At 75.1% G+C, this 24,109-nt stretch carries 24 protein-coding genes; 6 read left to right on the forward strand and 18 right to left on the reverse strand.

What is annotated here, in order from left to right; genetic code table 11:
- Positions 1–111 precede the first annotated feature (111 nt).
- Positions 112–2,235 carry an alpha-galactosidase gene (locus tag CNX65_RS30435; protein ID WP_096496809.1) on the forward strand — a complete coding sequence of 708 codons (2,124 nt, stop codon included), beginning with the start codon at positions 112–114 and terminating at the stop codon, positions 2,233–2,235.
- Between the two features lie 61 nt (positions 2,236–2,296).
- Here CNX65_RS30435 and CNX65_RS30440 read toward each other — a convergent pair whose 3' ends face one another.
- Positions 2,297–2,476 (reverse strand): hypothetical protein, encoded by a 180-nt coding sequence (locus CNX65_RS30440; RefSeq protein WP_096496810.1) that lies wholly within the window; start codon positions 2,474–2,476, stop codon positions 2,297–2,299.
- Between the two features lie 102 nt (positions 2,477–2,578).
- On the opposite strand from CNX65_RS30440, the gene CNX65_RS30445 reads away from it, so the two are divergent.
- Positions 2,579–2,944 (forward strand): VOC family protein, encoded by a 366-nt coding sequence (locus tag CNX65_RS30445; protein ID WP_232520076.1) that lies wholly within the window; start codon positions 2,579–2,581, stop codon positions 2,942–2,944.
- 5 nt (positions 2,945–2,949) lie between these two features.
- On the opposite strand, the gene CNX65_RS35825 is transcribed toward CNX65_RS30445, so the two are convergent.
- The 5 genes from CNX65_RS35825 to CNX65_RS30465 form a co-directional block, all read right to left on the reverse strand.
- Positions 2,950–3,123, reverse strand: a complete 174-nt coding sequence (locus CNX65_RS35825) for a hypothetical protein (protein ID WP_157767908.1) — start codon at positions 3,121–3,123, stop codon at positions 2,950–2,952.
- 118 nt (positions 3,124–3,241) lie between these two features.
- Positions 3,242–4,096, reverse strand: a complete 855-nt coding sequence (locus CNX65_RS30450) for an ABC transporter ATP-binding protein (protein WP_096496812.1) — start codon at positions 4,094–4,096, stop codon at positions 3,242–3,244.
- A complete protein-coding gene (locus tag CNX65_RS30455) occupies positions 4,093–5,865 on the reverse strand; it encodes a dipeptide/oligopeptide/nickel ABC transporter permease/ATP-binding protein (protein WP_096496813.1) in 1,773 nt (590 codons plus the stop codon). The genes CNX65_RS30450 and CNX65_RS30455 overlap by 4 nt, the downstream gene beginning before the upstream one ends.
- Positions 5,866–5,878: 13 nt before the next feature.
- On the reverse strand, positions 5,879–6,868 hold the full coding sequence (locus tag CNX65_RS30460; protein WP_096496814.1) for an ABC transporter permease: 990 nt from the start codon (positions 6,866–6,868) through the stop codon (positions 5,879–5,881).
- 4 nt (positions 6,869–6,872) lie between these two features.
- Complete coding sequence (locus CNX65_RS30465; protein WP_096496815.1) at positions 6,873–8,555, reverse strand: ABC transporter substrate-binding protein; 1,683 nt, start codon at positions 8,553–8,555, stop codon at positions 6,873–6,875.
- A 176-nt stretch (positions 8,556–8,731) separates the two neighbouring features.
- Between CNX65_RS30465 and CNX65_RS30470 the strand changes: the two genes are divergently transcribed.
- Positions 8,732–9,940 (forward strand): ROK family transcriptional regulator, encoded by a 1,209-nt coding sequence (locus CNX65_RS30470; RefSeq protein WP_096496816.1) that lies wholly within the window; start codon positions 8,732–8,734, stop codon positions 9,938–9,940.
- A 21-nt stretch (positions 9,941–9,961) separates the two neighbouring features.
- On the opposite strand, the gene CNX65_RS38065 is transcribed toward CNX65_RS30470, so the two are convergent.
- The 8 genes from CNX65_RS38065 to CNX65_RS30505 all read right to left on the reverse strand — a co-directional run bounded on the left by CNX65_RS38065 (position 9,962) and on the right by CNX65_RS30505 (position 17,486).
- Positions 9,962–10,084, reverse strand: a complete 123-nt coding sequence (locus CNX65_RS38065) for a hypothetical protein (protein WP_256373640.1) — start codon at positions 10,082–10,084, stop codon at positions 9,962–9,964.
- Between the two features lie 265 nt (positions 10,085–10,349).
- On the reverse strand, positions 10,350–11,636 hold the full coding sequence (locus CNX65_RS30475; RefSeq protein ID WP_096496817.1) for an NtaA/DmoA family FMN-dependent monooxygenase: 1,287 nt from the start codon (positions 11,634–11,636) through the stop codon (positions 10,350–10,352).
- Positions 11,636–12,742, reverse strand: a complete 1,107-nt coding sequence (locus tag CNX65_RS30480; protein ID WP_096496818.1) for an LLM class flavin-dependent oxidoreductase — start codon at positions 12,740–12,742, stop codon at positions 11,636–11,638. Before CNX65_RS30480 ends, CNX65_RS30475 begins: the two co-directional genes overlap by 1 nt.
- A gap of 86 nt (positions 12,743–12,828) precedes the next feature.
- Positions 12,829–13,887, reverse strand: coding sequence for an FAD-dependent oxidoreductase (locus CNX65_RS30485; protein ID WP_096496819.1), 1,059 nt, complete (start codon positions 13,885–13,887; stop codon positions 12,829–12,831).
- A gap of 87 nt (positions 13,888–13,974) precedes the next feature.
- Complete coding sequence (locus CNX65_RS30490; protein WP_096496820.1) at positions 13,975–14,751, reverse strand: putative protein N(5)-glutamine methyltransferase; 777 nt, start codon at positions 14,749–14,751, stop codon at positions 13,975–13,977.
- 162 nt (positions 14,752–14,913) lie between these two features.
- Positions 14,914–16,137 carry an RNA polymerase sigma factor gene (locus CNX65_RS30495; protein ID WP_096496821.1) on the reverse strand — a complete coding sequence of 408 codons (1,224 nt, stop codon included), beginning with the start codon at positions 16,135–16,137 and terminating at the stop codon, positions 14,914–14,916.
- 90 nt (positions 16,138–16,227) lie between these two features.
- Positions 16,228–16,650 (reverse strand): YciI family protein, encoded by a 423-nt coding sequence (locus CNX65_RS30500; RefSeq protein ID WP_096496822.1) that lies wholly within the window; start codon positions 16,648–16,650, stop codon positions 16,228–16,230.
- Between the two features lie 131 nt (positions 16,651–16,781).
- Positions 16,782–17,486: a helix-turn-helix domain-containing protein gene (locus CNX65_RS30505; RefSeq protein ID WP_157767909.1), complete on the reverse strand. Its 705-nt coding sequence runs from the start codon at positions 17,484–17,486 to the stop codon at positions 16,782–16,784.
- 53 nt (positions 17,487–17,539) lie between these two features.
- Here CNX65_RS30505 and CNX65_RS30510 point away from each other — a divergent pair, with 53 nt between their 5' ends.
- Positions 17,540–18,292: a Rossmann-fold NAD(P)-binding domain-containing protein gene (locus CNX65_RS30510; protein WP_096496824.1), complete on the forward strand. Its 753-nt coding sequence runs from the start codon at positions 17,540–17,542 to the stop codon at positions 18,290–18,292.
- Here CNX65_RS30510 and CNX65_RS30515 read toward each other — a convergent pair.
- Positions 18,280–19,557, reverse strand: a complete 1,278-nt coding sequence (locus CNX65_RS30515) for an isocitrate lyase/PEP mutase family protein (protein ID WP_096496825.1) — start codon at positions 19,555–19,557, stop codon at positions 18,280–18,282. The genes CNX65_RS30510 and CNX65_RS30515 overlap by 13 nt on opposite strands.
- Before the next feature lie 50 nt (positions 19,558–19,607).
- The gene (locus CNX65_RS30520; protein ID WP_096496826.1) at positions 19,608–20,564 is read right to left on the reverse strand and encodes an NAD(P)-dependent alcohol dehydrogenase; all 957 of its coding nucleotides are present in this window, start codon (positions 20,562–20,564) and stop codon (positions 19,608–19,610) included.
- Positions 20,565–20,667: 103 nt separating this feature from the next.
- Between CNX65_RS30520 and CNX65_RS30525 the strand changes: the two genes are divergently transcribed.
- A complete protein-coding gene (locus CNX65_RS30525) occupies positions 20,668–21,237 on the forward strand; it encodes a TetR/AcrR family transcriptional regulator (protein ID WP_198320571.1) in 570 nt (189 codons plus the stop codon).
- A gap of 197 nt (positions 21,238–21,434) precedes the next feature.
- A complete protein-coding gene (locus CNX65_RS30530; protein WP_096496827.1) occupies positions 21,435–22,202 on the forward strand; it encodes an ArsR/SmtB family transcription factor in 768 nt (255 codons plus the stop codon).
- Between the two features lie 6 nt (positions 22,203–22,208).
- Here the strand turns inward: CNX65_RS30530 and CNX65_RS30535 are convergent, their stop codons facing one another.
- Both CNX65_RS30535 and CNX65_RS30540 read right to left on the reverse strand, forming a co-directional pair.
- Complete coding sequence (locus CNX65_RS30535; protein ID WP_015804892.1) at positions 22,209–22,928, reverse strand: PP2C family protein-serine/threonine phosphatase; 720 nt, start codon at positions 22,926–22,928, stop codon at positions 22,209–22,211.
- A 43-nt stretch (positions 22,929–22,971) separates the two neighbouring features.
- Positions 22,972–24,024, reverse strand: coding sequence for an ROK family transcriptional regulator (locus CNX65_RS30540; protein ID WP_096496828.1), 1,053 nt, complete (start codon positions 24,022–24,024; stop codon positions 22,972–22,974).
- Positions 24,025–24,109: the final 85 nt, after the last annotated feature.

Here is a 24,109-nt window from a genome sequence, read left to right on the forward strand (position 1 = left end):
ACTCCATTCCCGGCGGTGGTGGTGTCGCGTGCTGGTGAGCAAGAGCCTGGCGATTCTTACGCCGCCAACTAAAGTAAGTCAACGACGTAACTCGCCAGAGGAGAGACCACAGTGGCGGACCTGAGGCACCTGCGCGCCGCGGGCGTGAGCCTGGTGCTCGACCTGACCGGAGGGACCCTCCCCCGCGTGCTGCACTGGGGCGCGGACCTGGGGCCCGACCCCGACCTGGAGTCGCTGCGGCTGCTGTCGCTGCGCCAGCCCATCGGCAACTCGGTGGACGGGCACGTGGAGGTGTCCGTGCTGCCCGAGCAGTCGGCGGGCTGGCTCGGCACCCCCGGCCTCGTCGGGCACCGCGAGGGCGCGGACTTCTCGGTGGCCTTCCGGGTGACCGGGGTGGACGCCTCCGGGGACGGCGTGGTCGTGCGCGCCGCGGACGAGACCGCCGGGCTGGGCGCGGAGGTGGTCGTCGAACTGCTGCCGTCCGGCGTGGTGCGGCAGCGCGCGCGGGTGACGAACACCGGCGGCTCGGTGTTCACCGTGGACGCGCTGAACCTGGCGCTGCCGGTGCCCGCCGAGGCGGTGGAGCTGCTCGACTTCAGCGGCCACCACCTGCGCGAGCGGGCCCCGCAGCGGACCCGGTTCACCCAGGGCCTGCGGGTGCGGGAGAACCGGACCGGGCGCACCGGCTACGACACGGCGTACGTGCTGGCGGCGGGCACCGAGGGCTTCGCGAACCGGCGCGGCGAGGTGTGGGCGGTGCACACGGCCTGGTCGGGCAACCACCGGACGTTCGCCGAGCGCACGTTCCACGCGGTGTCCCTGCTCGGGTCCGGCGAGCTGCTGCTCGCGGGCGAGGGGCGGCTGGCGCCGGGCGAGGTGTACGAGTCGCCGTGGCAGTACGGCTCGTACGGCGCGGCCGGGCTGGACTCGGTGTCGGCGCGGTTCCACGGGTTCCTGCGCTCGCGCCCCGGCCACCCGACCTCGCCCCGGCCGGTCGTGGTGAACACGTGGGAGGCGGTGTACTTCGACCACGACCTGGACCGGTTGAAGGCGCTGGCGGACGCGGCGGCCGAGGTCGGCGCGGAGCGGTTCGTGCTGGACGACGGCTGGTTCGGGTCGCGGCGCGACGACAAGCGCGGGCTCGGCGACTGGTACGTGTCGGACGAGGTGTGGCCGGACGGGCTCGGGCCGATCGTCTCGCACGTGACCGGGCTGGGGCTGCAGTTCGGGCTGTGGGTCGAGCCGGAGATGATCAACGAGGACTCGGACCTGGCGCGGGCCCACCCGGACTGGATCATGGCCACCGGCGGGCGGTTGCCGCGCGCGGCGCGCCAGCAGCAGGTGCTGGACCTGACGAAGGCGTACGACTACGTCCTGGAGCGGTTGGACTCGCTGCTGAGCGAGTACGACATCGCGTACCTCAAGTGGGACCACAACCGGGACCTCGTGGAGGCCGGGCACCAGCCGGGCGGTCAGGCGGGGGTGCGGGCGCAGACGCTGGCCGTGTACCGGCTGCTGGACGAGCTGCGGGCGCGGCACCCCGAGGTGGAGATCGAGTCGTGCTCGTCGGGCGGCGGGCGGATCGACCTGGAGATCCTGCAGCGCACGGACCGGGTGTGGACGTCGGACTGCATCGACGCGCTGGAGCGGCAGCGCATCCAGCGGTGGACGAACCTGCTGATCCCGCTGGAGCTGATGGGCTCGCACGTGGGCGACGGGCGCTCGCACACGACGGACCGGCTGCACAAGCTGGACTTCCGGGCGGGGACGGCGCTGTTCGGGCACTTCGGGATCGAGTCGGACCTGACGCGGGTGACCGCGGAGGACCGGGCGCGGTTGACGGAGTGGGTGGGGCTGTACAAGTCGCTGCGGGGGCTGCTGCACACCGGGGTGTCGGTGCACGGGGACCACCCGGACCCGGCGATCGAGGTGCACGGGGTCGTGGCGGAGGACGGGTCGGACGCGGTGTACGCGGTGGTGGCGCACGGGACGTCGGAGATCTACCCGACGGGGGCGGTGCGGCTGCCTGGGCTTTTGGCGGACCGGGAGTACCACGTGCGGCCGTTGGCGCCGGGGGACGTGCCGGACGGGAACGCGCACCACTGGGGGAACCCCCTGCCCTGGTGGACCCCGGAGGGGGTTCGGGCCGGGGGGCGGGCGCTGGAGGTCATGGGGGTGCAGGCGCCGGTGCTGTACCCGGAGCGGTTGGTGCTGATCAGGGCCACGGCGGTGTGAGTTGGCCTGTGGGCCGCGTCGGGGGTTCCTCCCGGCGCGGCCCCGCGTGGCTCGCTTTCCGCTAGCGCCGTGGCGCCGTCAGCACCAGCACCATCCCCACGATCAACGCCGCGATCGCCACCACGTACAGCGCCTCGCCGTCCACCGCCCACCGGCCCGCCCGCGCCGCGGGCAGCAGCACCCCCAGCAGCAGCCCGGATAACAGCACGGTCCCCCCGAACAACCCCAGCCTCCGGCGCACGGCCCCTCCCCAGTCGGCCCCGACGGCGCTTCGGGTACCCGTCGTGCGGCTCGGGTGAACTCCGCCGCGTCACGGGTAGTCGGGAGGATGCACAGGAGTCGGTTGTACGCGATCTTCGTCGACGTGCCCGCCGAGCACGCGGGGCAGGCGGCGCGGTTCTGGGCGTCCGCGCTCGGGGGGCGGGTCAGGCCGGTGGTCGGGGAGGAGCAGTTCACGGCCGTCGACGGGGCCGTGGACGGGATCGCGCTGGACGTCCAGGCGGTGGACGACGAGCCCCGGTACCACGTGGACATCGAGACGGACGACGTCGGCGCCGAGGTGCGCAGGTTGACCGGGCTCGGGGCCGTGGAGGTGTCCGTGTGGGAAGGGTGCCACGTGCTGCGGGCGCCGGGTGGGCAGCTGCTGTGCGTGGTTCCGCTGCAGAGCGAGCCCGAGGTGTTCGCGGCGACGGCCCGCACCTGGGGGTGACCGGCTCAGCGCCGCTCGTCGGACGTGCCGAGCATCGTGCCCGCCAGGATCGCCGCCAGGAACACGGTGTAGATCGCGCCGCCGTTCGCCGCCGGTTCGCCCGCGCTCGCGGTCGGCATCAGCACGCCGACCAGGAGCACGCCCAGCACGACCACACCCACGAACAGGCCGCGGTTCACGGCGCCACCTCCGGAAGTCGAGTGCACCGGGGGTTCCCGCTGAGAGGCGAAGGTGAACGTCCGTCACCTGAACAGCGGGGTCGCGCCCGTCCCCCGCGAGGACGGGCGCGACCAACCCCTAGGCGACTTCCTCCCACTGACCCGTCACGTGGTCGTAGGCCGCCGTCCTGCCCGCGCGCTCCACCTCGGCCTGGTCGACGGTGAACGCCCTCCCCCGCGCCTCCGGGTTCGGGGCCGCCTCCGCGAGCAGCTTCGTGTACGGGTGCCTGGGGGTCAGGATCACGTCGTCCGCTGGCCCCCGCTCCACCACCCTCCCCTTGTACAGCACCAGGATGTCGTCCGAGAAGTGCCGCGCGGTCGCCAGGTCGTGGGTGATGTACAGGACCGCCAGCGACTCCTCGCGCTGCAACCTCGCCAGCAGGTTCAGCACGCCCAACCGGATCGACACGTCCAGCATCGACACCGGCTCGTCCGCCACCACCACCTTCGCCCCCGGCGCCAGCGCCCGCGCGATCGCCACCCGCTGCCGCTGCCCGCCGGACAGCTCGTGGGGCCGCCGCGACGCCAGCTCGCCGGGCAGGCTCACCCGGTCCAGCAGCGCCCGCACCTGCGCCGGACCGGACGGCAGGCCGTGCAGCCGCAGCGGCCGGACCAGGTGGTGCTCGACGGTGTGGAACGGGTTCAGCGAGGCGAACGGGTCCTGGAACACCATCTGCACGTGGTCCCGGTACGCCCGGTCCGGCACCCGCGCGCCGTCCGCCTCCACCACGATCCCGCCCGACGTCGGCCGCTCCAACCGCGCGATCATCCGCGCGATCGTCGACTTCCCCGACCCGGACTCGCCGACCAGCGCGACCGTGCGCCCCGGCGTCAGCTCGAACGACACCCGGTCCACCGCCCGCAACCGGTCGCGCCGCCACCCCGAGCGCACGGTGAAGTCCTTCACCAGCTCCCGCGCCTGCAACGTGGTCACGCCGGACTCCCCCCGCTCCGCACGAACGAACCGCGCTCCCCGGTCAGGCTGGGGAACGAGTCGAGCAGCTGCCTGGTGTACGGGTGCTCCGGCCGCAGGCGCATCCGCTCCGCGTCGGCCAGCTCCACCACCTCGCCGTCCTTCATCACCGCGATCCGGTCCGCGACCTCCAGCAGCAGCGGGAGGTCGTGGGTGATGAGCAGGACCGCGAAGCCGATCTCGTCGCGCAGCCGCAGGATCTCCCGCAGGATTCCCCGCTGCACCACCACGTCCAGCGCCGTGGTCGGCTCGTCCATCACCATGATCTGCGGGTTCAGCAGCAGCGCCATGGCGATCACCACGCGCTGCCGCATCCCGCCGGACAGCTCGTGCGGGTACGAGTCGAGCCGCGCCGGGTCGACGCCGACCAGGCCCAGCACCTCCGCGCACCGGGCCCGCCGCTCGGCCTTGGCCATGCCGGGGCGGTGCGTCACCAGCACGTCGTCGAGCTGCGCGTGGACCGTCGTCACCGGGTTCAGGGCGTTCATCGCGCCCTGGAACACCATCGACAGCTCGGACCAGCGGAACGCCCGCAGCTCCTCCGGCCGCAGCGCCAGCACGTCCTCGTCGCGCTCGCCGTGGAACGTGACCGTCCCGCCGGTGATCTCGGCGGGCGGCCGGTGCAGCCTGCTCACCGCGTACGCGAGCGTGGTCTTGCCGCAGCCGGACTCCCCGGCCAGGCCCAGGATCTCGCCGCGCCGCAGGGTCAGCGACACGTCCCGCACCGCCCGCACCGGCCGCTCGGTCCGGTACTCGACGGACAGCCCCTCCACGGTCAGCACCGCGTCCTCGTCGGCGCGCGGCACGGGCGCGGGGGCGCGCTCGGGTTCCTCGACCCGCAGCGGCACGTCCCGCAGCTTCGGGTTGATGATCTCGTCGATGCTGAAGTTCACCAGCGCGAGCCCGCAGCCGAACAGCGCGATCAGCAGCCCCGGCGGCACGAACCACCACCAGGCCTCCCGCTGGAGCGCGAAGCCGTTCTGCGCGTAGTAGAGCATCGTGCCGAGGGTGGACGAGTTGGACGCGCCCAGCCCGAGGAACGACAGCCCGGCCTCGTTCAGGATCGCCGAGATGACCGTGTACACGAACTGCGAGGCCAACAGCGGCAGCAGGTTCGGGAGGATCTCCACGGCGATGACCCGCCACGGCTTCTCCCCGGCGACGCGCGCCGCCGCCACGTAGTCCCTGGTGCGCACGGACAGCGTCTGCGCGCGCAGCACCCGCGCCGACGCCGCCCAGCCGGTGATGGCCAGCACCAGGGCGATGGTCCACGCGCCGCGCTGCTCGGCGGGCACGAACGCGGAGATCACGATCACCAGGGGCAGCGTCGGGATCACCAGCATCACGTTGGAGAACAACGAGAACGACTCGTCCACCACACCGCCGACGTAGGTGCCGACGATGCCGAACAGCGCGGACAGCAGCGTGGCCAGCACGCCGACCGCGAGCCCCAGCTCGAGCGAGCCGCCGGTGGCGTGGGCGAGCTGGGCCAGCACGTCCTGGCCGGTCTGGGTGGTGCCCAGCGGGTGCTCGCCGCCGGGCGGGGTGAGGCCGATGTCGCGGATGGTGGCCGGGTCGCCGGTGAGCAGCGGCCCGATCAGCGCGAACAGCGCGATGGCCCCGATGAGGCCGAGTCCGACCGCCAGCTTCGGCGACCAGCGCGGCAGCATCGAGCGCCAGCCCGCGCGCACCGCCGGTTCGGCGGCGGGCACGGGAGCGGGGGTGGTCATGGGCGCGCTCCTCTCAGCCCTGGGCGCGGGTGCGCGGGTCGACGACGGTGTGGAGCAGGTCCACCACGAGGTTCGCGCCGAGCACGGCGATCGTGATGACCAGGAAGATGCCCTGCATGAGGGCGTAGTCGTTGTTCTGCACCGCCTGCAGCAGCTTGGAGCCGATGCCGGGGTAGGAGAACACCTGCTCGGTGATGATCGAGCCGGACACCACGAAGCCCAGCGAGATGGCGAACGCGGCGAACGACGGCAGCACCGCGTTGCGCGCGGCGTAGCGGACCATGACCCGCGATCCCCTGAGCCCCTTGGCCTGCGCGGTGAGCACGTAGTCCTCGGCGGTGGTGGAGACCATCATGTTGCGCATCCCCAGCAGCCAGCCGCCGATCGAGGACAGCACGATGGTCAGCGCGGGCAGCGTGCCGTGGTAGACCGCCGAGCCGATGAACTCGGCGTTCCAGCCGGTGTCGAGCACGACGTCGTACCCGCCGATGAGCGGGAACCAGCCGAGCCCGGACGCCAGCAGCGCCACCAGGATCAGCGCGAGCCAGAAGTACGGCACGGCCGCGAGCAGCGTGGTGGCCGGGACGAGCGAGTCCAGCCAGGTGCCGCGCCGCCAGCCGACGAACGCGCCCAGCCCGATGCCGAGCAGGAACGACAGCACCGTGGCCACGCCGACCAGCACGACCGTCCACGGCAGCGCGCCGGAGATCACCTCCGACACGGGCGCGGGGAACGCGCTGACGGACACGCCCAGGTCGCCGCGCGCCAGGTTGCCCAGGTACGCGAAGTACTGCTCCAGCAGGGTTCCCTCGCTGTCGCCGCCGAGCAGCAGCGCGTAGGCGCGGCGGGCCTCGGCGTCGACCTGGCCGCCGCGCTGGGCGAGCTTGGCCATGAGGGTGTCGACGGGGTTGCCCGGCATGAGCCGGGGGATGAAGAAGTTCAGCGTGAGCGCCGCCCAGAGGGCGACCAGGTAGAACCCCAGCTTCCGCGCGTAGTACCGCATCGCGTCACTGACCGGCGGGCTTGAGGGTCCGGTAGATCTCGGAGTTGTCCGGCGCGGACCAGACGGCGAAGAACGCGTACGGGTTGGACTCGTCGGGCCAGCCGGTGAACTTCTTCGCGTTGTACTCGCTGGTGGTGCCCGCGGTCAGCAGCGGGATGTAGGGGACGGTCTCCTCGACGCGGGTCTGGATGGCGTCCAGGTGCGGCTGGCGCGCGGCGGTGTCCTCGGGGTTGATCGCCTTGAGGGCGTCGAGCGCGGCGTCGATGGCCGGGTCGGAGACGCGGGCGAAGTTCGGGGTGGCGGTCTGGCCGACGGGCGCGGTGGAGGAGGTCGCGAAGAAGTAGCTGTAGAGGTAGAACGGGTCGGCGGCCGGGCCCTGGTAGAGCGAGTCGATGATCAGCTGGTACTTGCCCTGGCCGCGCGCGTCGGCCCACTCGTTCCAGGACGACTGCTGCACGTTGAGCTTGATGCCCGCCTGCTGGAGCTGCTGGGTCATCGTGTCGAGCGCGGTGATGTAGTCGGTCCAGCCCGCGACGACCTTGACGTTGAGGGCGAGCTGCCTGCCGTCCTTGGCGTAGAAGCCGTCGCCGCCCTTGGCGTAGCCCGCGCCTTCGAGGAGCTGCCCGGCCTTGGCGGTGTCGGGCTGCATGGGGGCGGTGCGCTCGGCGAGCTTGCTGGAGATCACGTCGTCGTCGCGGCCGAGGAGCGCGAATCCGGGGGAGATCTCGCTGGCGGTGTTCTCGAACGCGAGCGAGTTCACCTGGGTGCGGTTGAGCGCGTAGTGGACGGCCTTGCGCACGGCCGGGTCGGTCTGCGGGCCCTCGCAGCCCAGGGCGGCGTTGGAGCAGGTCAGCAGCGCGGCCTGGTTCATCGGGGTGGTGTTGGCCTTGTAGCCGGGGTAGTTCTTCTCGACGTTGGCGATGTCCGGGACGGGGCCGGTCTGCCAGTCGACCTGGCCCGCCTTGAGCGCGTCGGCCCCGGCCTGGTTGCCGGACAGCGAGAGGTAGCGGATCTTCTTCACCGCGGGCGCGCCGCTGTGGTAGCCCTCGTTGGCCTTGAGGGTGAAGGCCTGGGCCTTGAACTCGTCGAGCTGGAACGGGCCGGTGCCGACGGGGGTGGCGATGACGTCGGTGGCCGGGTCGGACAGCTGGCCCCACAGGTGCTCGGGGACGATCCAGGTGCGGCCGAGGACCTGCGGGCCGACCAGGTACGACGGCTCGTCGAAGGTGACCGTGAGGTGCGTGTCGTCGATCGCGGTGGCCTTGCCCTTGTAGCCGACGCTGTTCATGGTCGGGGTCTTGGCGACCATGTCCAGGGTGAAGACGACGTCCTTGGCGGTGAACGGCTTCCCGTCGGTCCAGGTGGCGCCCGCGCGGGTGGTGATGGAGAGCACGGTGCCGTCGGCGTTCCACTCGAAGCTCTCGCCGAGGCGCTTCACGGGATCGCTGGAGCCGGTGATGTTGTAGAAGAACAGCGGCTCGAAGATCGTGCCGAGGCCCTCGATGCGGGTGGGCGAGTACGGGTTGAAGTTGAGCTGCCAGTCACCCGCCTGGCCGGTGTAGACGACGAGGGTGTCGGCGGCCGTCCCGCCGCCGCCCCCGGAACCGCCGCAGCCGGCAACTGCCAACGCCGCGGCGAGGACAACCGCCGCTAGCCGCCTGCGTGAGCGCTGTGCCTTCAGGAACATCGTTGATTCCTTTCGTGGCTTGCGGCCCGCTGGTGGCGCGAGCCGCCCGGCTTGGGCAGGATTGTTTAGTCATTGAAGAAACGAAGTCAATACCTGGGCGTCGCGGAACGGTCACCGGGTGGTGGTCGGTTGGTAGCCTTCGAGCGGTTCTCCGGCGGGTTTGGTGGGGTGGGGGCATGAGCGGACCTGGGCGGGCCACACCGCACGCGAGCAGCAAGGCGACCGTCCTGGACGTGATCAGGGCGGCGGGCGTGATCAGCCGGGTCGGGCTGATCGGGGCGACCGGGTTCACCGGGGCGACCATCTCCACGGTGGTCCGCAAGCTGATCGACGAGGGGCTCGTCGTGGAGACCGGGCGGGCCGAGTCCACCGGCGGCAAGCGGCGGGTGCTGCTCCAGCTGAACCACTCGGCGCGGTACGCGGTCGGCGTGCACCTGGACCACGCGGGCAACACGTACGTGCTCACCAACCTCGGCGGCGCGGTCGTGGCGCGCATCCTGCGACCGGGCGTGGCCGACCCGGCCGCCGTCGTCGGGCAGGTCGCGGACTCGGTGTCGGCGCTGGTCGAGGGCGTGGGGATCGAGCGGGAGCTGGTGCTCGGGGTCGGCGTGGTGTCGCCGGGGGCTCCGGGCGCGGACGTCGAGGGCCTGGTGGGCGAGCTGCGGCGCGCGGTCGGGCTGCCGGTGGCGGTGGACAACGACGCGACGGCCGCCGCGCTGGGCGAGCACTGGTCGGGCGGGATCGGCGGGACGGCGACGTCGGCGGCGCTGTGCATGGGCACGCGGCTCGGGGCGGGGCTGGTGATCGGCGGGATCACCTACCGGGGCAACGGCGGCGACGCGGGCGAGATCGGGCACGTGAGCGTGGACGCGCTGGGGCCGGTGTGCTGGTGCGGCGGGCGCGGGTGCCTGGAGGTCATGGCGGGGCCCGCGGCGGTGGTGGCGGAGGCAGGCGAGGCGCCGTCGCTGGCGCGGGAGCTCAAGGGCGGGTCGGTGGCGGCGGACTTCGCGGCCGTGGCGCGCGCGGCCCGGCGGGGGGAGGCGGCGGCGCTGGGGCTGCTGGAGCGGTCGGCGCGGTGCGTGGCGGTGGCGGCGCGGTCGCTGGCGAACCTGATGGACCTGGAGGTGCTGGTGCTGACCGGGCCGGGGTTCGCGGTCGCGGGGTCGGTGTACCTGCCGGTGATCCGGGAGGAGCTGGGGCGGGCGGTGGTGGGGCGCGCGAGCGGCGGGGTGGACGTGCGGCTGTCGCGCTCGGCGTCGACCGCGCCCGCGATCGGGGCGGCGGCGCTGGTGCTCCAGGCGGAGCTGGTGCCGTTGACGCAGGGGCTGCGGCTGCCGGAGAACCTGGCGGCGGCGGAGCCCGCGGCGCTGGCGCCTGGGGTGTGAGGGGTGACGGGGGTGTGAGGGTCAGCGCGTCCAGGTCATGGCCCACGGGACGTACTGGCGCCTGCGCTGGACCAGGTCCGCGCACAGCGCCGCGTCGGGCGCCTGCGGGGTCACGACCTGGCCCGTGGTGGTGGTGATGTGCACGACCGGGCCTGGGGTGGTGTCCGAGGTGGCGCCATCCGCGAGGGTCAGGAGTGGTCGCGGCGTGGGTTGGTCAGCCGGGCCCCAGCGGTCGGGGTGGCGGTGGCCCTGGTCGCGCGGCCGGAGAAGGGAGCCCTCGGCATCCGCCGCCCGACCGGGTCGGCCACCGGACCGCCGGGGTGGAGCGGCGACTAGGACGTCAGCCCCACGACCACCGGGCCAGGCGCCGCCCACCCCGCGCGATCCCCTTTCCGCGCAACGCGTCCGCTCAGCCCAGCGGCTTCAGCCCCAGGTGCTCGCGCAGGGTCGTGCCCGCGTACTCCGTTCGGAACACGCCTCGCTCCTGGAGCAGCGGCACCACCCGGTCGACGAACTCGTCGAACCCGCCGGGCGTGATGTGCGGGACGAGCACGAAGCCGTCCGCCGCGTCCTGCTGCACCAGGTCGTCGATCGACCTCGCCACGGTCTCCGGGGAGCCGACGAAGGTCTGCTCGGCGGTCACCTCGATCATCAGCTCCCGCACCGACAACCCGCGCGCCTGCGACAGCTCCCGCCACTCCCGCGCCGTCGCCAGCGGGTCCCGGTACATCCGCACGCTCGCCCGCCCCGGCGCGATCGTGCCGCCGTCGACGACCGGGTCGTCCTGCGGCAGCGGGCCGTCCGGGTCCAGGTCGGACAGGTCGCGGTTCCAGACGTGCTCCAGCAGCTTGATCGCCGTCTGCGGGCTGACCTGCTGCGCCCGCACCTCCCGCGCCCGCTCACGCGCCTCGGCGTCGCTGTCGCCGAGCACGAACGTGGCGGCGGGCAGGATCACCAGGTCCTCTGGGGCCCTGCCGTGCGCGGGCAGGCGGCCCTTCACGTCGGCGTAGAACGCCTTGCCCGCCTCCGCTCCCGCGTGCCTGCTGAAGATCGCGTCGGCCTTGGCGGCGGCGAAGTCCCTGCCCTCCGGGGAGTCCCCGGCCTGGATGATCACCGGCCTGCCCTGGGGCGTGCGCGGCAGGCCGAAGCGGCCCTCGACGTCGAAGTGCTCGTCGCGCACGGCGAACGCGCCGCCGTCGCGCCAGGAGTCGAACAGGACCGTGGCGGCGTCCAGGAAGCTGCGGGCCCGCTCGTAGCGCTGCTCCTTCGGCAGGAACCCGCCGCGCCGGAAGTTCTCGCCGGTGAACGCGTCCCACGAGGTCACCACGTTCCACGCGGCCCTGCCGTCGGACAGGTGGTCCAGGCTGGCGAACTGGCGGGCCACCTCGTACGGCTCGTTGAACGTGGAGTTGATCGTGCCCGCGAGCCCGATCCGGTCGGTGACGGCGGCGAGCGCGGCCAGCACGGCGAACGTGTCGGGCCTGCCGACCACGTCCAGGTCGTAGAGCTGCCCGCCCTGCTCGCGCAGCCGCAGCCCCTCGGCCAGGAACAGGAAGTCGAACCGGCCGCGCTCGGCGGTGCGGGCGAAGTGCCGGAAGGACTCGAAGTCGATGTGGCTGCCCGCCGCCGGGTCGCTCCACACGGTGGTGTTGTTGACGCCGGGGAAGTGGGCGGCCAGCCGGATCTGCTTCACCATCAGGCACCCCTGGGAGCTGCGTAGCGGTTGGCGGGACGGGGCAGGTCGAGCAGGCCGCGCAGGGTGGTCGCGGGGCGCGGCTCGGCGGGGACGAGGCCCCTGCGGCGCAGCTCGGGCACCAGCTCGCCGGTGATGGCGGCCAGGTCGCGGGGCAGGCGCGCGGGGCGCAGGCGCAGGCCGAACGCGCCCGCCTCGTGCCACTCCTGCGCCAGGTCGGCCAGTTCGGCCGGACCGCCGGTGTGCACGAGCGCGTCGGAGGTGAGGTCGCGGTCGTCGTGGAAGGCGACGACCACGTCGGCGAAGTGCCGCGCCCGTCCGATCTCCGCGCCGGTGCGGCGCACGTCGGCCGCGTCGCGCGGGGTGGTGAACACCAGGTCGGCGGACTCGCGGGCCAGCCGGTGGGGGCGCTCCGCGTCGTGGGCCAGCACGGCGATCGGCGGGTTGCCCTGGGGCGGGCGCGGGGTGATCGACGGGCCCTTCACGGCGAAGTGCCCGCCCCGGAAGTCGATGTGGTGCAGCTTGTCCCGGTCGACGAACCGGCCGGTGGCGACGTCGCGGATCTCCGCGTCGTCCTCCCAGCTGTCCCACAGCCTGCGCAGCACCTCGGCGTAGTCGCGGGCCTCGGCGAACAGGTCGGCCACGACCGCGTCGTCGGGGCGGCCGGACCGCGGCAGCGGGGGCAGGTCGCGGCGGCCGAAGTGGCGGGCGGTGGCGGGGTCGCCGTCGACCCGCAGGCGCACGCCCGCGCGGCCGAGGCTGACGTGGTCCAGGGTCGCGACGGCCTTGGACAGGTGGAACGGCTCGGTGTGCGTGGTGATGGCGGTCGGGACCAGGCCGATGCGGCTGGTGAGCGGGGCGACGCGGGCCGCGACGAGCAGCGAGTCGAGCTGGTTCGCCCGGTGCCCGAGGGTGTCCTCGAAGGTGACGAGGTCGATGCCGCCGCGCTCGGCCTCCAGGACCAGCCCGGTCCAGTGGCGGGCGGACAGCGGGCGCGGGTCGGGGCCGCCGCCCTGACCGCCGCCCTGACCGCCGTCCTGGCCGTCGCCCCCGTCCGGGTGCCACCCCGTCCCGTCCAGTGCCACCGCCAGGCGCAGTTCGGTTCCCATGGGGCGGATTCTGGTTCAGGGCAAGGCTTTCCGGCAGGGGCGACCAGTGGGTGGGACGTCCGCTGCGGCGGTCGGGGCAACCCCGGTCAGTCGGGAACAGGGAGGGCGAAGCGGGTGTTGGGGCGCGCGCCCGCGAGGACCAGGTCGGCCAGCACCTCGCCGATCGCGGGGGTGAACTTGAAGCCGTGGCCGGAGAAGCCCGCGGCGACGGTGAGGTTGCCCGCGCGGTCCAGGACGAAGTCCGAGGTGGGGGTGCTGGTGTAGGTGCAGCTGATCGGGGTGGCGCGGTCCGGGTCGGCGCCGGGGAGCCAGGCCGCGGCGTAGTCGCGCAGCGCGGCCTGGCGGGTCGGGTCGGGGGTGCGGTCGCGGTGGTCGGGGTCGGTCTCCGGGCCGCCGCCGTGGAAGCCGACCTTGACGCCCTCGCCGGGGGTGAGCAGGCCGTAGACCGTGCCCGCGCCCCGGTGGTGGATGAACGAGGGCCAGCGGTCGGTGCCGGTGGCGAAGTGGGCGGGCTGCTCCTCGGTGACGCGCAGGGGCGGGAGGGTCAGGTGCGGGGCGAGGAGCCCGCGGGTCCACGCGCCGACGGCGACGACGGCCTGGCGGGCGCGGTAGGTGGCGCGCCCGGTGGTGACGGTGACGCCGTTCGCGCCGTGGGTGAGGCGCAGGGCGGGTTCGCCGTGGTGGACCTGGGCGCCGTGGGCCCTCGCGGCGGCCTGGAGGGTGCGGACGGTCAGGTCGGCGTCGAGCCTGCCCGCGCGCGGGTGGTGCAGGACGGGGCCGTCGAACCGCAGGGCGGGCCAGCGCTCGGCGGCCTCGCGCGGGTCGAGCGGGGTGGCGGGGACGCCCTCGGCGGCGAGCGCGTCCTGGATGCCGGTGAGGTCGCCGTGGTCGACGCCGCCGGTCTCCTGGAGCACCTCGGGGCCCAGCTCGCGCCACAGCGGGAGGGCGCGGGCGGCGAGCCGGACGTAGAGCGGGTCGGCGTAGGCCAGGCGGAAGATCCGGGACGCGCCGTGCGAGGCGCCCTCGGTGTGGCCGGGGGCGAAGCGCTCCAGCAGCAGCACGTCGGCCCCGCGCAGGGCGAGTCGCCAGGCCGCCGCGGACCCCATCGCACCGCCACCGACCACCACTACGTCCACGTCGACCACGGGGTGAGGATCGCCGGGGGCGGGGTGGTCTGTCGAGGCGGTCCCACGCCTCGGGCGGGGTGGTGGGCGGCGGCGGGCGGGGGCGGCTCAGCGGGTGGCGACGACGGACGCGCCGCCGGAGTCCTGGTCGTGCTCGACGCGCGCGGTCAGGCCCGCCGCGCGCACGGCGGCGACGGCGCCGTCGACCTGGGCCTCGCCGATCTCGAACAGCAGCGCGCCGCGCCGGGCCAGCCAGTCCGGCGCGCCCGCCGCGACCCGGCGCAGCACGTCGAGCCCGTCCGAGCCGCCGTCGAGCGCGGTGCGCGGCTCGTGGTCCCTGGCCTCGGGGGGCATGAGGCCGATCGCGCCGGTGGGCACGTACGGGGCGTTGGCGAGCAGCACGTCGACCCGGCCGCGCAGGTCGTCGGGGAGCGGGTCGTACAGGTCGCCGCGGTGGACGCGGTGCGGGGCGGGCAGGTTGCGGCGGGCGCACTCGGCGGCGGCCGGGTCCAGGTCGGCGGCGGTGACGCGCGCGCCAGGCAGCCGGTGGGCGAGCGCCGCGCCGAGCGCCCCCGAGCCGCAGCACAGGTCGAGGACGACGGGGGCGGGCGGGGCCAGGGCGGCGGCCAGGTCGACCAGGCGCTCGGTGCGGCGGCGGGGGACGAACACGCCGGGGGCGACGGTGATCCGCAGGCCGCAGAACTCGGCCCAGCCGAGCAGGTGCTCCAGGGGGTCACCCGCCGCGCGGCGGGCGACCAGGGCGTCCAGGGCGGCGGGGTCGGTGGTGGCGTCGAGGAGGAGGTCGGCCTCGTCCTCGGCGAACACGCACCCGGCCGCGCGCAGGCGGTCCACGACGGTGGTGCGGAGGTGGTCGGTGGGGGGCATGGGGCGCCTTTCCGGGGTGGTTGCCGGGGCGCTCCGGCTGCGGCCCCTACCGCGCGCCAGGAGGGAGCGCCCCGCGTCGACCAGCGTTGATGGGACTCACCTCCTCGGATCGGTGTGCGGCCAGCGTACCGGCAGGGGTGGCGCGGCGCGGGGGTGGCGGCCTCAGCCGCACTCCCGCGCCCGCGCCAGGAGCTGGGCGCGCTCGGGCTCGTTGCGGGTCAGGGCGGCGGCGCGCTCGAACTCGGCGCGGGCCTCCCCGGTCCGGCCGAGGCGCGCCAGCAGGTCGCCGCGCGCGCTGGGCAGCAGGTGGTAGCCGGCCAGGGCCTTCTCCCCCAGCAGCTCGTCCACCAGCTCCAGCCCGACCTCCGGCCCGAACGCCATGCCGCACGCCACCGCGTGGTTGAGCGCGATCACCGGTGACGGGGTGCGCAGCGCGAGCAGCTCGTACAGGCCGACCACGCGCACCCAGTCGGTGTCCTCGGCGGTGGCGGCGCGGGCGTGGCAGGCGGCGATCGCGGCCTGCGCGGTGTACGGGCCGCCGCCCAGCCGCTCCGCCCGCTCCAGCCCGGCCAGCCCCCTGGTGATCAGCAGCCGGTCCCAGCGGGAGCGGTCCTGGTCCAGCAGCCGGACCGGCGCGCCGTCCGGGGTGGTGCGGGCGCGGATGCGGGACGCCTGGAGCTCCATCAGCGCCAGCAGGCCGTGCGCCTCGGGCTCGCGCGGCACGAGCGAGACCAGCACCCGGCCGAGGCGCAGGGCGGTCGCGCACAGGTCGGGCCGCACCAGGTGCGCGCCGCCGGTGGCCGAGTAGCCCTCGTTGAAGATCAGGTAGAGGACGCCGAGGACCGAGCCGAGGCGTTCGGCGCGCTGCTCGTCCGGCGGGGTCTCGAACCGCACCCCGGCCTTCGCCAGCGCCTTCTTCGCCCGGACTATCCGCTGCGCCGCGGTCGACTCCGGCACCAGGAACGCGCCCGCGATCTCCTCGGTGGTCAGCCCGCCCACGACGCGCAGGGTCAGCGCGACGCGGGCGTCCGGGGACAGCACCGGGTGGCAGGCGGTGAAGACCAGGTTGAGCAGGTCGTCGTCCGGGTCGTGCTCGGGGGCGTGCTCGCTCAGGTCGCGGCCCAGCTCGGCGAGCTTGCGGTCGTGGTTGCCGCGCCTGCGGGCCAGGTCGACGGCCCGGTTGCGGGCGGTGGTGGTCAGCCAGGCTCCGGGGTTGTCCGGGATGCCGGTGGACGGCCACCGCTCCAGCGCGGCGACCAGGGCGTCCTGGGCGAGCTCCTCGGCGAGCCCGAGATCGCGGGTGAAGGCCGCCAGGGCGGCGATGAGCCGGGACGCCTCGATCCGCCAGACCGCCTCGACGGCGCGGCGGGCGGCGGGATCGCTCACCCGGAGAGGGTAACCGGCGGCTCCCGGCCGGAGGCCCGCCGGACGGGCCGGACCGGGGTTCACGACCGGTCGGGCCCGTCCGCGCGGCGCTCAGCCGTTGTTCTCGGTGCGGGCGCGCAGCTCCTTCTCCTTGGCCACGATCTCCTCGCCCGCGTAGGCGAAGTCCTCGTCGCTGAAGATCTGGCGGATCTCCAGCTCGGACTCGGCGCCGGTCACGTTCGGGACGCGCCTGACCCACGCCACGACCTCGTCCCAGCTGGGCAGCTCCAGGATCCAGAAGCCGGCGAGCAGCTCCTTGGTCTCCGCGAACGGGCCGTCCACGACGGTGGTGCCGTCGCCGGAGAACTTGACCCGCACGGCGTTCGAGCTGGGGTGCAGGCCCTCGCCCGCGAGCAGGATGCCCGCCTTGACCAGCTCCTCGTTGAAGGCACCCATCGCGGTCAGCTCCTCCGGGGTGGGCATGACGCCCGCTTCGCTGTCGGCGGTGGCCTTGACCAGGACCATGAAGCGCATCTGGGACTCCCCTGCGGTCTCGACCGGGTCCCTCCCGGTCTCCTCACCACGGCGACGATCGGGGTGGGGCCCGGATCGACACGTGCCGGGGATTTTTTCGGAAGTTCTTCCCGAGCGCCCGTCGTGGCCGGTCAGCGCGGGTCGGCGGGTGGGCGGCAGGTGGTCGGTTCGGGGAACCTGGCCGCCGCGAAGGCGCTGGGCGGGATGCGGAAGACCGCGCGGAAGTCGGCGGCCAGGTGCGCCTGGTCGTGGTAGCCGAGGTCGGCGGCCCGCGCGGCCCAGGTGCGGTCGCCGCCCCGGTCCAGCGCCGCCCGGCGGACCCGGTCGAGCACCGCGTACCGCTTGGGCGGCAGGCCGGTCGCCGCGGTGAACACCTCCCGCAGGCGCCGCTCCCCCAGGTGCAGCGCCCTCGCCGCGTCCGCGACGGTGCGGTGGCGCAGCTGGGCCGTCGCGGCGGTCACCAGCGCGGCGTGCCGGGGTTCGGCGCGGGCCGACCCGCGCTCGCGGGCCAGCGCGGCGAACGCCTCGGGGTCGGTGGCGACGGCGTCCGCGGCGGTGTCGCCCCACAGCGCGCGCAGCGGGGTCGAGCCGTCCACCAGGTCGGCCGCCGGGAGGCCGAGGACGGCGGCCGCCGCGGGGGCCAGCCGCAGCAGGTGCCGGACGGCGGAGCCGCCCGCGAAGTAGGTGGCGGTGGTGCGGGGGCCGAGCACGAACGGCTCGCGGGTGACCGTGCACAGCACCACGGTGACCGCCGGGTCCGGGAGGAGGACGCCGGTGCCCGGCCGGAGGGTGATCACGTCGTGCGAGTCGACCAGCGGGCGCATGTCCGTGGGCAACAGCGCCGATTTCTCCAAGATTCCGCACCGGTCGCCCGGCCAGGCTGGGCCGCATGATCCTGATCACCGGTGCCTCGGGCACCATCGGCGGCGCGGTGTCCCGGCTGCTGTCCGAGCGCGGCGTTCCGCACCGCGCCGCGTCCCGCACCTCGGCGTTCCCCGTCGACTACGGCGACCCGGCGTCGCTGCGCGCGGCGGCCGAGGGGGTGGACGCGCTGCTGCTGGTGTCGCCGGGCGGCCCGGACGTGCCCGTCCACGACCGGGCGGTGCTGGCGGCGGCCCCGCACGTGCGGCGGGTGGTGAAGCTGTCCGCGATCGGCCGGGTGGGGCCTGCCCGACCGCACCTGCCGACGGAGGCGCTGGTGCGGGAGCGGCCGGAGTGGGCGGTGCTCAAGCCGAGCGCGTTCGCCTCCAACGCTTTGCGCTGGGGCGGCGACCCGGTGCCGAACCCGTTCGGGGACGGCGGGTCCGGGGTGGTGGACCCGCGCGACGTGGCCGAGGTGGCGGTGGCCGCGCTGCTCGGCGAGTGCTCGGGCGAGCTGGTGCTGACCGGGCCGGAGGTGCTGAGCGTGCCCGAGCAGGTGGCGGTGCTGAACGGGATCACCGGCCGGAACTGGTCCACCGCGGACGTTCCGCTGGAGCAGCTGGTGGCCGGGCTGCCGGAGGCGAGCGCGCGGGTGCTCGCCGAGGGGGTCGAGCTGGTGCGCGGCGGCGGCAACGAGGTGGTGACCGGGACGGTCGCCGAGGTGCTGGGGCGGCCCGCCCGGTCGTTCGCCACCTGGGCGCGGGAGGTCTACCCGCGCTGAGCCAGCGCCTGCACCCGCTCGTACGACGGGACCTCCGGGGTGGGCAGGCCGTCGCGGAACGCCTCGGCGGTCGCGACGGCCGCGCCCAGCGCGGCGCGGAACAGCAGCGACCCGGTGCTGACCCGCTTGACGCCGAGGTCGGCCAGGGTGCGGAAGTCCAGCTGCGCCAGCAGGTTGAGCGGCACGGGCAGGGCGGCGACGGCGCGCTCGATCCCGGCGGGGTCGGCGAGGCCCGGCAGGAACACGCCGTCCGCGCCCGCGTCGGCGTAGCGCAGGGCGCGGTCCAGGGCCGAGGCGCGGTCGATCCCGAGCCAGTGGCAGTCGACCCGCGCGTTGACGAACAGCGCCGGGGCGGCGGCCTTGGCCCGGCGGATCAGGTCGGCCTGCTCGGCGGGGTCCGCGAGGTGGTCGCCCCGGCCGTCCTCGACGTTGACGCCCGCGACGCCCAGGGCGTGCAGCTCGGCGGCGAGGTCGGCGGGGTCGGCGCCGAACCCGGCCTCCACGTCGACGGTGACCGGGACCGGCAGGTGGGTGATCCGCGCGGCCAGCGCGAGGGTCTCGGCCTTGGCGCGGCCCTCGGCGTCGGGCAGTCCGGCCGCCGCCGCGACGCCGAGGCTGGTGGTGCCGACCGCCGCGAACCCGGCCTCGGCCAGCGCGGTGGCGGAGGCCGAGTCCCAGGCGTTCGGCAGCAGCAGCGGGGTGTCGGCGTGGTGCAGGCGGTGGAACGCCCGCGCGCCCTCGGCCGCGGCCAGCGCGTGCGCCCGCCCTGGGCAGGCGTGGCGGCCCGCGCCGAACGGGTGCTCGGCCAGGGGCACCTCCACGACCTGCCCGTCCCTGACCCGCCTGGTCGCGGGCACCGCGGGGGTGGCGCCCGCGATCAGCGCGTCGGTGGCGGTGGTGGCCTGGACCAGCAGGCCGATCCGGGCGGCGGTGGGCTCGTCCCAGCGGTTGCCGAAGGCGGCCACCAGGCGGGCCACCGCGGCGTCGGCGGCCGGGGACGGGGGCAGGTGCGGGTGGTAGGCGGAGGCGGTGAGGCGCACGTCGCGGGCGATCGCGCGGGGCGCGCCGAGGGCTTCCGCGAGGGTGGCCACGTGGTCGCCGGGCCTGCGCAGGGACTCCGGCGGGATCGCGGCCAGGAGCCGCTCGGCCAGCGCCCTGCGGCGGGTGTGCGCCTCGCCTTCGCTGAAGCGGGCGACGGTGGCCCGCAGCCAGGCGACGCCGCTGGTCGCGGGCGGCACCGGGGGCACGGGGAGGTCGAGGTCCATGCCGCGACGGTAGGGGCGGGACGGTTCGGCGCGCGCCGAAGTGGGCTCCGTCAGGGCTGGACCTCCACCAGGTGCTTGCCCCGGACGCCGCCCGCTTCGAGCGCGCGGTGCGCGTCGGCGACGTCGGCCAGGGCGAACACGGTGTCCACGTCCGGTCGCAGCGCGCCGGACTCGGCGGCGGCGGTCAGCTCGGCGAGGCGCTCGGCGGAGGGGTTGTTGCTGAACAGCTTAACCCGGTGCGGGGCGAGCGCGGCGTGCAGGGCGGTGGTGGCCAGCGAGGCGAGGGGGCGGTCGTGGTCGAAGGCGAGCGGGACGATGCGGCCGCCCGCGGTCAGGAGCCTGCGGTAGGCGGGCAGCTCGGTGCCGACGACGTCGACCACGACGTCGAAGCGGCCGAGGTCGCCGGGGCGGGTGGCGCGGTGGTCCAGCGCCTCGTCGGCGCCCAGCTCGCCGGTGACCCGGTCGAGGTCGCGGGCGGAGGCGAGCGCGGTGACGTGGGCGCCGAGCGACTTGCCGAACCGCACCAGCGCGCTGCCGACCCCGCCCGCGGCCCCGCGCACGAGCAGCCGCTCGCCCGCGACCAGGCGGGCCTCGTGGCGCAGGGCGGTGATGGCCGTGGTGCCGGAGACCGGGAGCGCGGCGGCGGCGAGGAGGTCGAGGTTGCCGGGGGCGCGGGCGATCCGGTCCTGCGGCACGACGACCAGCTCGGCGACCGAGCCCGTGGTCAGGTGCGGGACGAGCCCCCACACCGGGTCGCCGACGCGCCTGCCGCGCACGCCCGCGCCGAGCGCGGCGACGTGGCCGCTGAACCCGGTGCCGACGCCCCTCGGGAAGGGGCCTCGGGCGAGCAGGCGCAGCTTGCCGGAGCGGAAGGACTGCTCACCGCCCTCGACGCTGGCGGCGCGGACCCGGACGAGGACCTCGCCGGGGCCGGGCTCGGGGTCGGGGACGTCCTCGACCCGCAGGACGTCGGGGGGACCGAAGCGGTGGTACCGGGCGGCGCGCACGGGGACTCCTGGTCGACTTAAGCGGGGTGGCACCCCACTTGGTGTCCGGTACCGTGGCGCAGAAGTGGGGAGGTCCTCCACTTCGTGGGGTCGGAGGTGATCCGTGGCCGAGGTCGGCGGGCGGCGGCTGCGGGCCGACGCGCAGCGGAACGTGGACCGGATCGTGGCCGCCGCGCAGGAGGTCTTCCGGCGGGACGGGGCGGGGGCGTCGCTGGAGGAGATCGCGCGGCGGGCCGGCGTCGGGTCGGCGACGCTGCACCGGCACTTCCCCGGCAGGCAGGCGCTCCTGGAGTCGGTGTTCCGCGACCGGCTGGAGGCGCTGTGCGCGCGGGCCGACGAGCACGCGGCCGGGCTCGCGCCGGGGGACGCGCTGCTCGCGTGGCTGCGGGACTTCGTGGAGCACGCGTCCACGAGCCGGGGGCTGGTCGCCGCGCTGCTGCCCGAACCCGAGGACTGCGGGCGGCAGGACGGCTGCGGCGGGCGGATCACCGCGGCGCTGGAGGGGTTGCTGCGGCGGGCCCACGAGGCGGGGGCGGTGCGGGACGGGGTGCGGGGCGAGGACGTGCTGGCGATGGTGAACGGGATCTCGCTGGTGACCGAGCCGCGCGGGGACGACGGGCAGGCCGAGCGGCTGCTGGACCTGGCGATCGACGGGATGCGCGGCGGGCGGTGAGGGGGCGGCCGGTGACGGCCGGGCGGGGTGGTGACGGCCGGGGCGGGGTGGGCGGCGAAAGTGCGGGATGCGCCACACCCCGCAGGTGGGGGATGTGAAAGACCTGGTCAGCGAACCGGAGGATCGGGACCGGGCCGGGGATCGAGGCGGGGCGGTCGGCGCAGGCGCCGGTGCGGGTGGCGGGAGCGGGGGGCGGGATGAGCGCGGAGCGGGTCGCGGCGCTGGCCGGGTTGGTCGCGGATCGGAGTCGGGCCGCCATGTGCCTCGCGCTGCTCGACGGGCGGGCGTGGACGGCCGGGGAGCTGGCGCGGGCGGCCGGGGTCTCGGCGTCCACCGCGAGCGAGCACCTGGCGCGGCTGGTGTCCGGCGGGTTGCTGGTCGAGCGGCGGCAGGGGCGGTGGCGGTACCTGCGGCTCGCCGACCCGTCCGTCGCCGGGCTCCTGGAGGCGCTGCTCGCGCACGCCGGTCCCGCGCGGCCGACCGGCGGGTTGCGGGCCTCGGTCGCCTCGGCGGCGCTCGCCCGCGCCCGGACCTGCTACGACCACCTCGCGGGGGCGCTCGGCGTCGCCATCACCGACTCCATGGTCGCCGCCGGGCTGCTGGACGCGGGCCCCGGCGACGGCGGTCCCACCACCTCGCCCGGCGCGCTCGTCCTCACCGCCGAGGGCGACGCCTGGCTCGCCGGCCTGGGCGCCGTGCTGCCGCGCGACCGCCCCGCCGCCAGGGCCTGCCTGGACTGGACCGAGCGGCGCGACCACCTCGCGGGCTCGGCGGGCGCCTGGTTGTGCGCGCACCTGCGCGAGCGCGACTGGGTCCGCCCGGTCGGCAGCGGCCGGGCGCTCCAGGTCACCCGCACCGGTGAAAGTGCCCTGTTCGACCTGTTCGGGTTGGATCTCGGGGTGGTCGGGGCGCGTCCCGGCGACCCGCGCGCGACCTCGGGGGCCGCCGGGCGGGGTCGCCGCTAGCGCGGGCTACGCGCCCTCGACGTCCACCACGATGCAGGTGATGTTGTCCGGCCCGCCCTCGCCGTTCGCGGCGGCGATCAGCGAGGCGATGACCGCGTCCCGGTCCTCGTCCGCCGTCAGCAGCCTGCCGATCTCCCCGGCGGCGACCACGTCGCTCAGGCCGTCCGAGCAGATCAGGTACCGGTCGCCGGGCTGGACCTCGTGGAAGAACAGGTCGGCGTCGTGCGCGCTCCCCGCCTGCAGGGCCCGCATCAGCATGGACCGGCCGGGGTGGGCGGCGGCCTGCTCGGCGGCCATGCGGCCGTCGTCGACCATCGCCTGCACCACGGTGTGGTCCCTGGTGATCTGGGTCAGCTCCCCGCCGCGCGACAGGTAGGCGCGCGAGTCGCCGATGTGGCACACCGCGAAGCGCTTCTCCTCGCCGTCCCACAGCAGCGCGGTGAGGGTGGTCCCCATGCCGCGCATGTCGAAGTTCTCCTCGGCCAGGTCGGTCAGCCGCACCGCGATCTCGCGGGTGGCCGCCGCCAGCTCGGTCAGCGGGTCGTCGGCGTCGACGTCCACGTCGGCGAGCACCGCGACCGCGATCGAACTGGCCACCTCGCCGAAGGCGTGGCCGCCCATGCCGTCCGCGACGGCGAACAGGCGCTCGCCGCAGTGCACCGAGTCTTCGTTGGCCTCACGGCGCTGACCGGTGTCGGTGCCGACGGCGTAGCGGAGCGCATACATGCCGCACAGTGAATCACCCGCCGCCGCGCGGACGTGCGGCGAGTCAGCGCGGACGTCCGTAGAACTCGCTCAGAACCAGCATCGCGGCACCCGCAGCAACCAAGTCGTCACCCAACGGGGTCACTTCGACATCGACGACCAGCCAATCGTGTCTCGGCAGGTGGTAACGAACACCCTCCGCATACGCTTCGGGCTGGGCGAGGACGGCGCGCCCGGCGAGCACCACGCGCTCCACGTCGAGCACCTGCACGAGCCCGGCGACCGCCACCCCGACCGCCGTGGTGGCCGCCCCGAGGTCACCGCGCGTGGCCGCCGCGTTGTGCACCGCCTCGGCGCACCCGGCCCGCCCGCACACGCACGGCGGCCCGTCCAGCTGGATCGAGGTGTGCCCGAACTCGCCCGCGTTGGTCCGCGCGCCCCGGTGCACCCGCCCGTCGAGCAGCAGCCCCGCGCCGAGCCCGGTGCCGACCCACACCAGCACCGCGTCGCGCAGCTCCTCGCCGCGCCGCCAGGACTCGGCCACGATCGCCGCGTTGGTGTCCTTGTCCACCACCACCGGCAGCCCGAGGCGCTTCTCGGCCAGGTCGCGCAGCGGCACCTCGGTCCACCCGGCCAGCCCGTTCGGGTCGAGCACGGTGCCGGTGCGGTGGTCGAGCGGCCCGACGAACCCGATCCCCAGGCCCAGCAGGCGCTCCTCCACGTCGGGGGTGCGCAGCCGGTCGGCGAGCGCGGCCAGCTCGGCGACGAACGCGTCGGGCCCGAACTCGGGCGGCAGCGGGGCGACGGCGCGGCCGACCACGTCGCCCGCGAGGTCGGCGAGCACGACCCGCAGCTCGTCCCGCTCGACCTGGGCGCCGAGGGCGAGCCTGCGGTCGGCGGCGAGCTTGAGGAGGGTGCGGGGCTTGCCGACGCCGACGTTGCGGGTGCCGGACTCCAGCAGGAGGCCGTCGTCGATGAGCCGGTTGACGATCTTGGAGACGGCCTGCGGGGTGAGCCCGCTGCGCTCGGCCAGCTCGACCCTGGTCACCGCGCCGGACCTGGCCAGTCCCAGCACGACCGCGTCGTTGTAGCCGCGCAGGAAGCGCAAGTTCGGCACGTGGTCATTCTGGCACGCTCGGTAGTTACGCCATGGTGTTGTTTTAGGGTTGAGGGATTGCTCCGGACGGGGATTCGGCATCCCG

The sequence above is a fragment of the Actinosynnema pretiosum genome, from assembly GCF_002354875.1.
GTDB lineage: Bacteria > Actinomycetota > Actinomycetes > Mycobacteriales > Pseudonocardiaceae > Actinosynnema > Actinosynnema auranticum.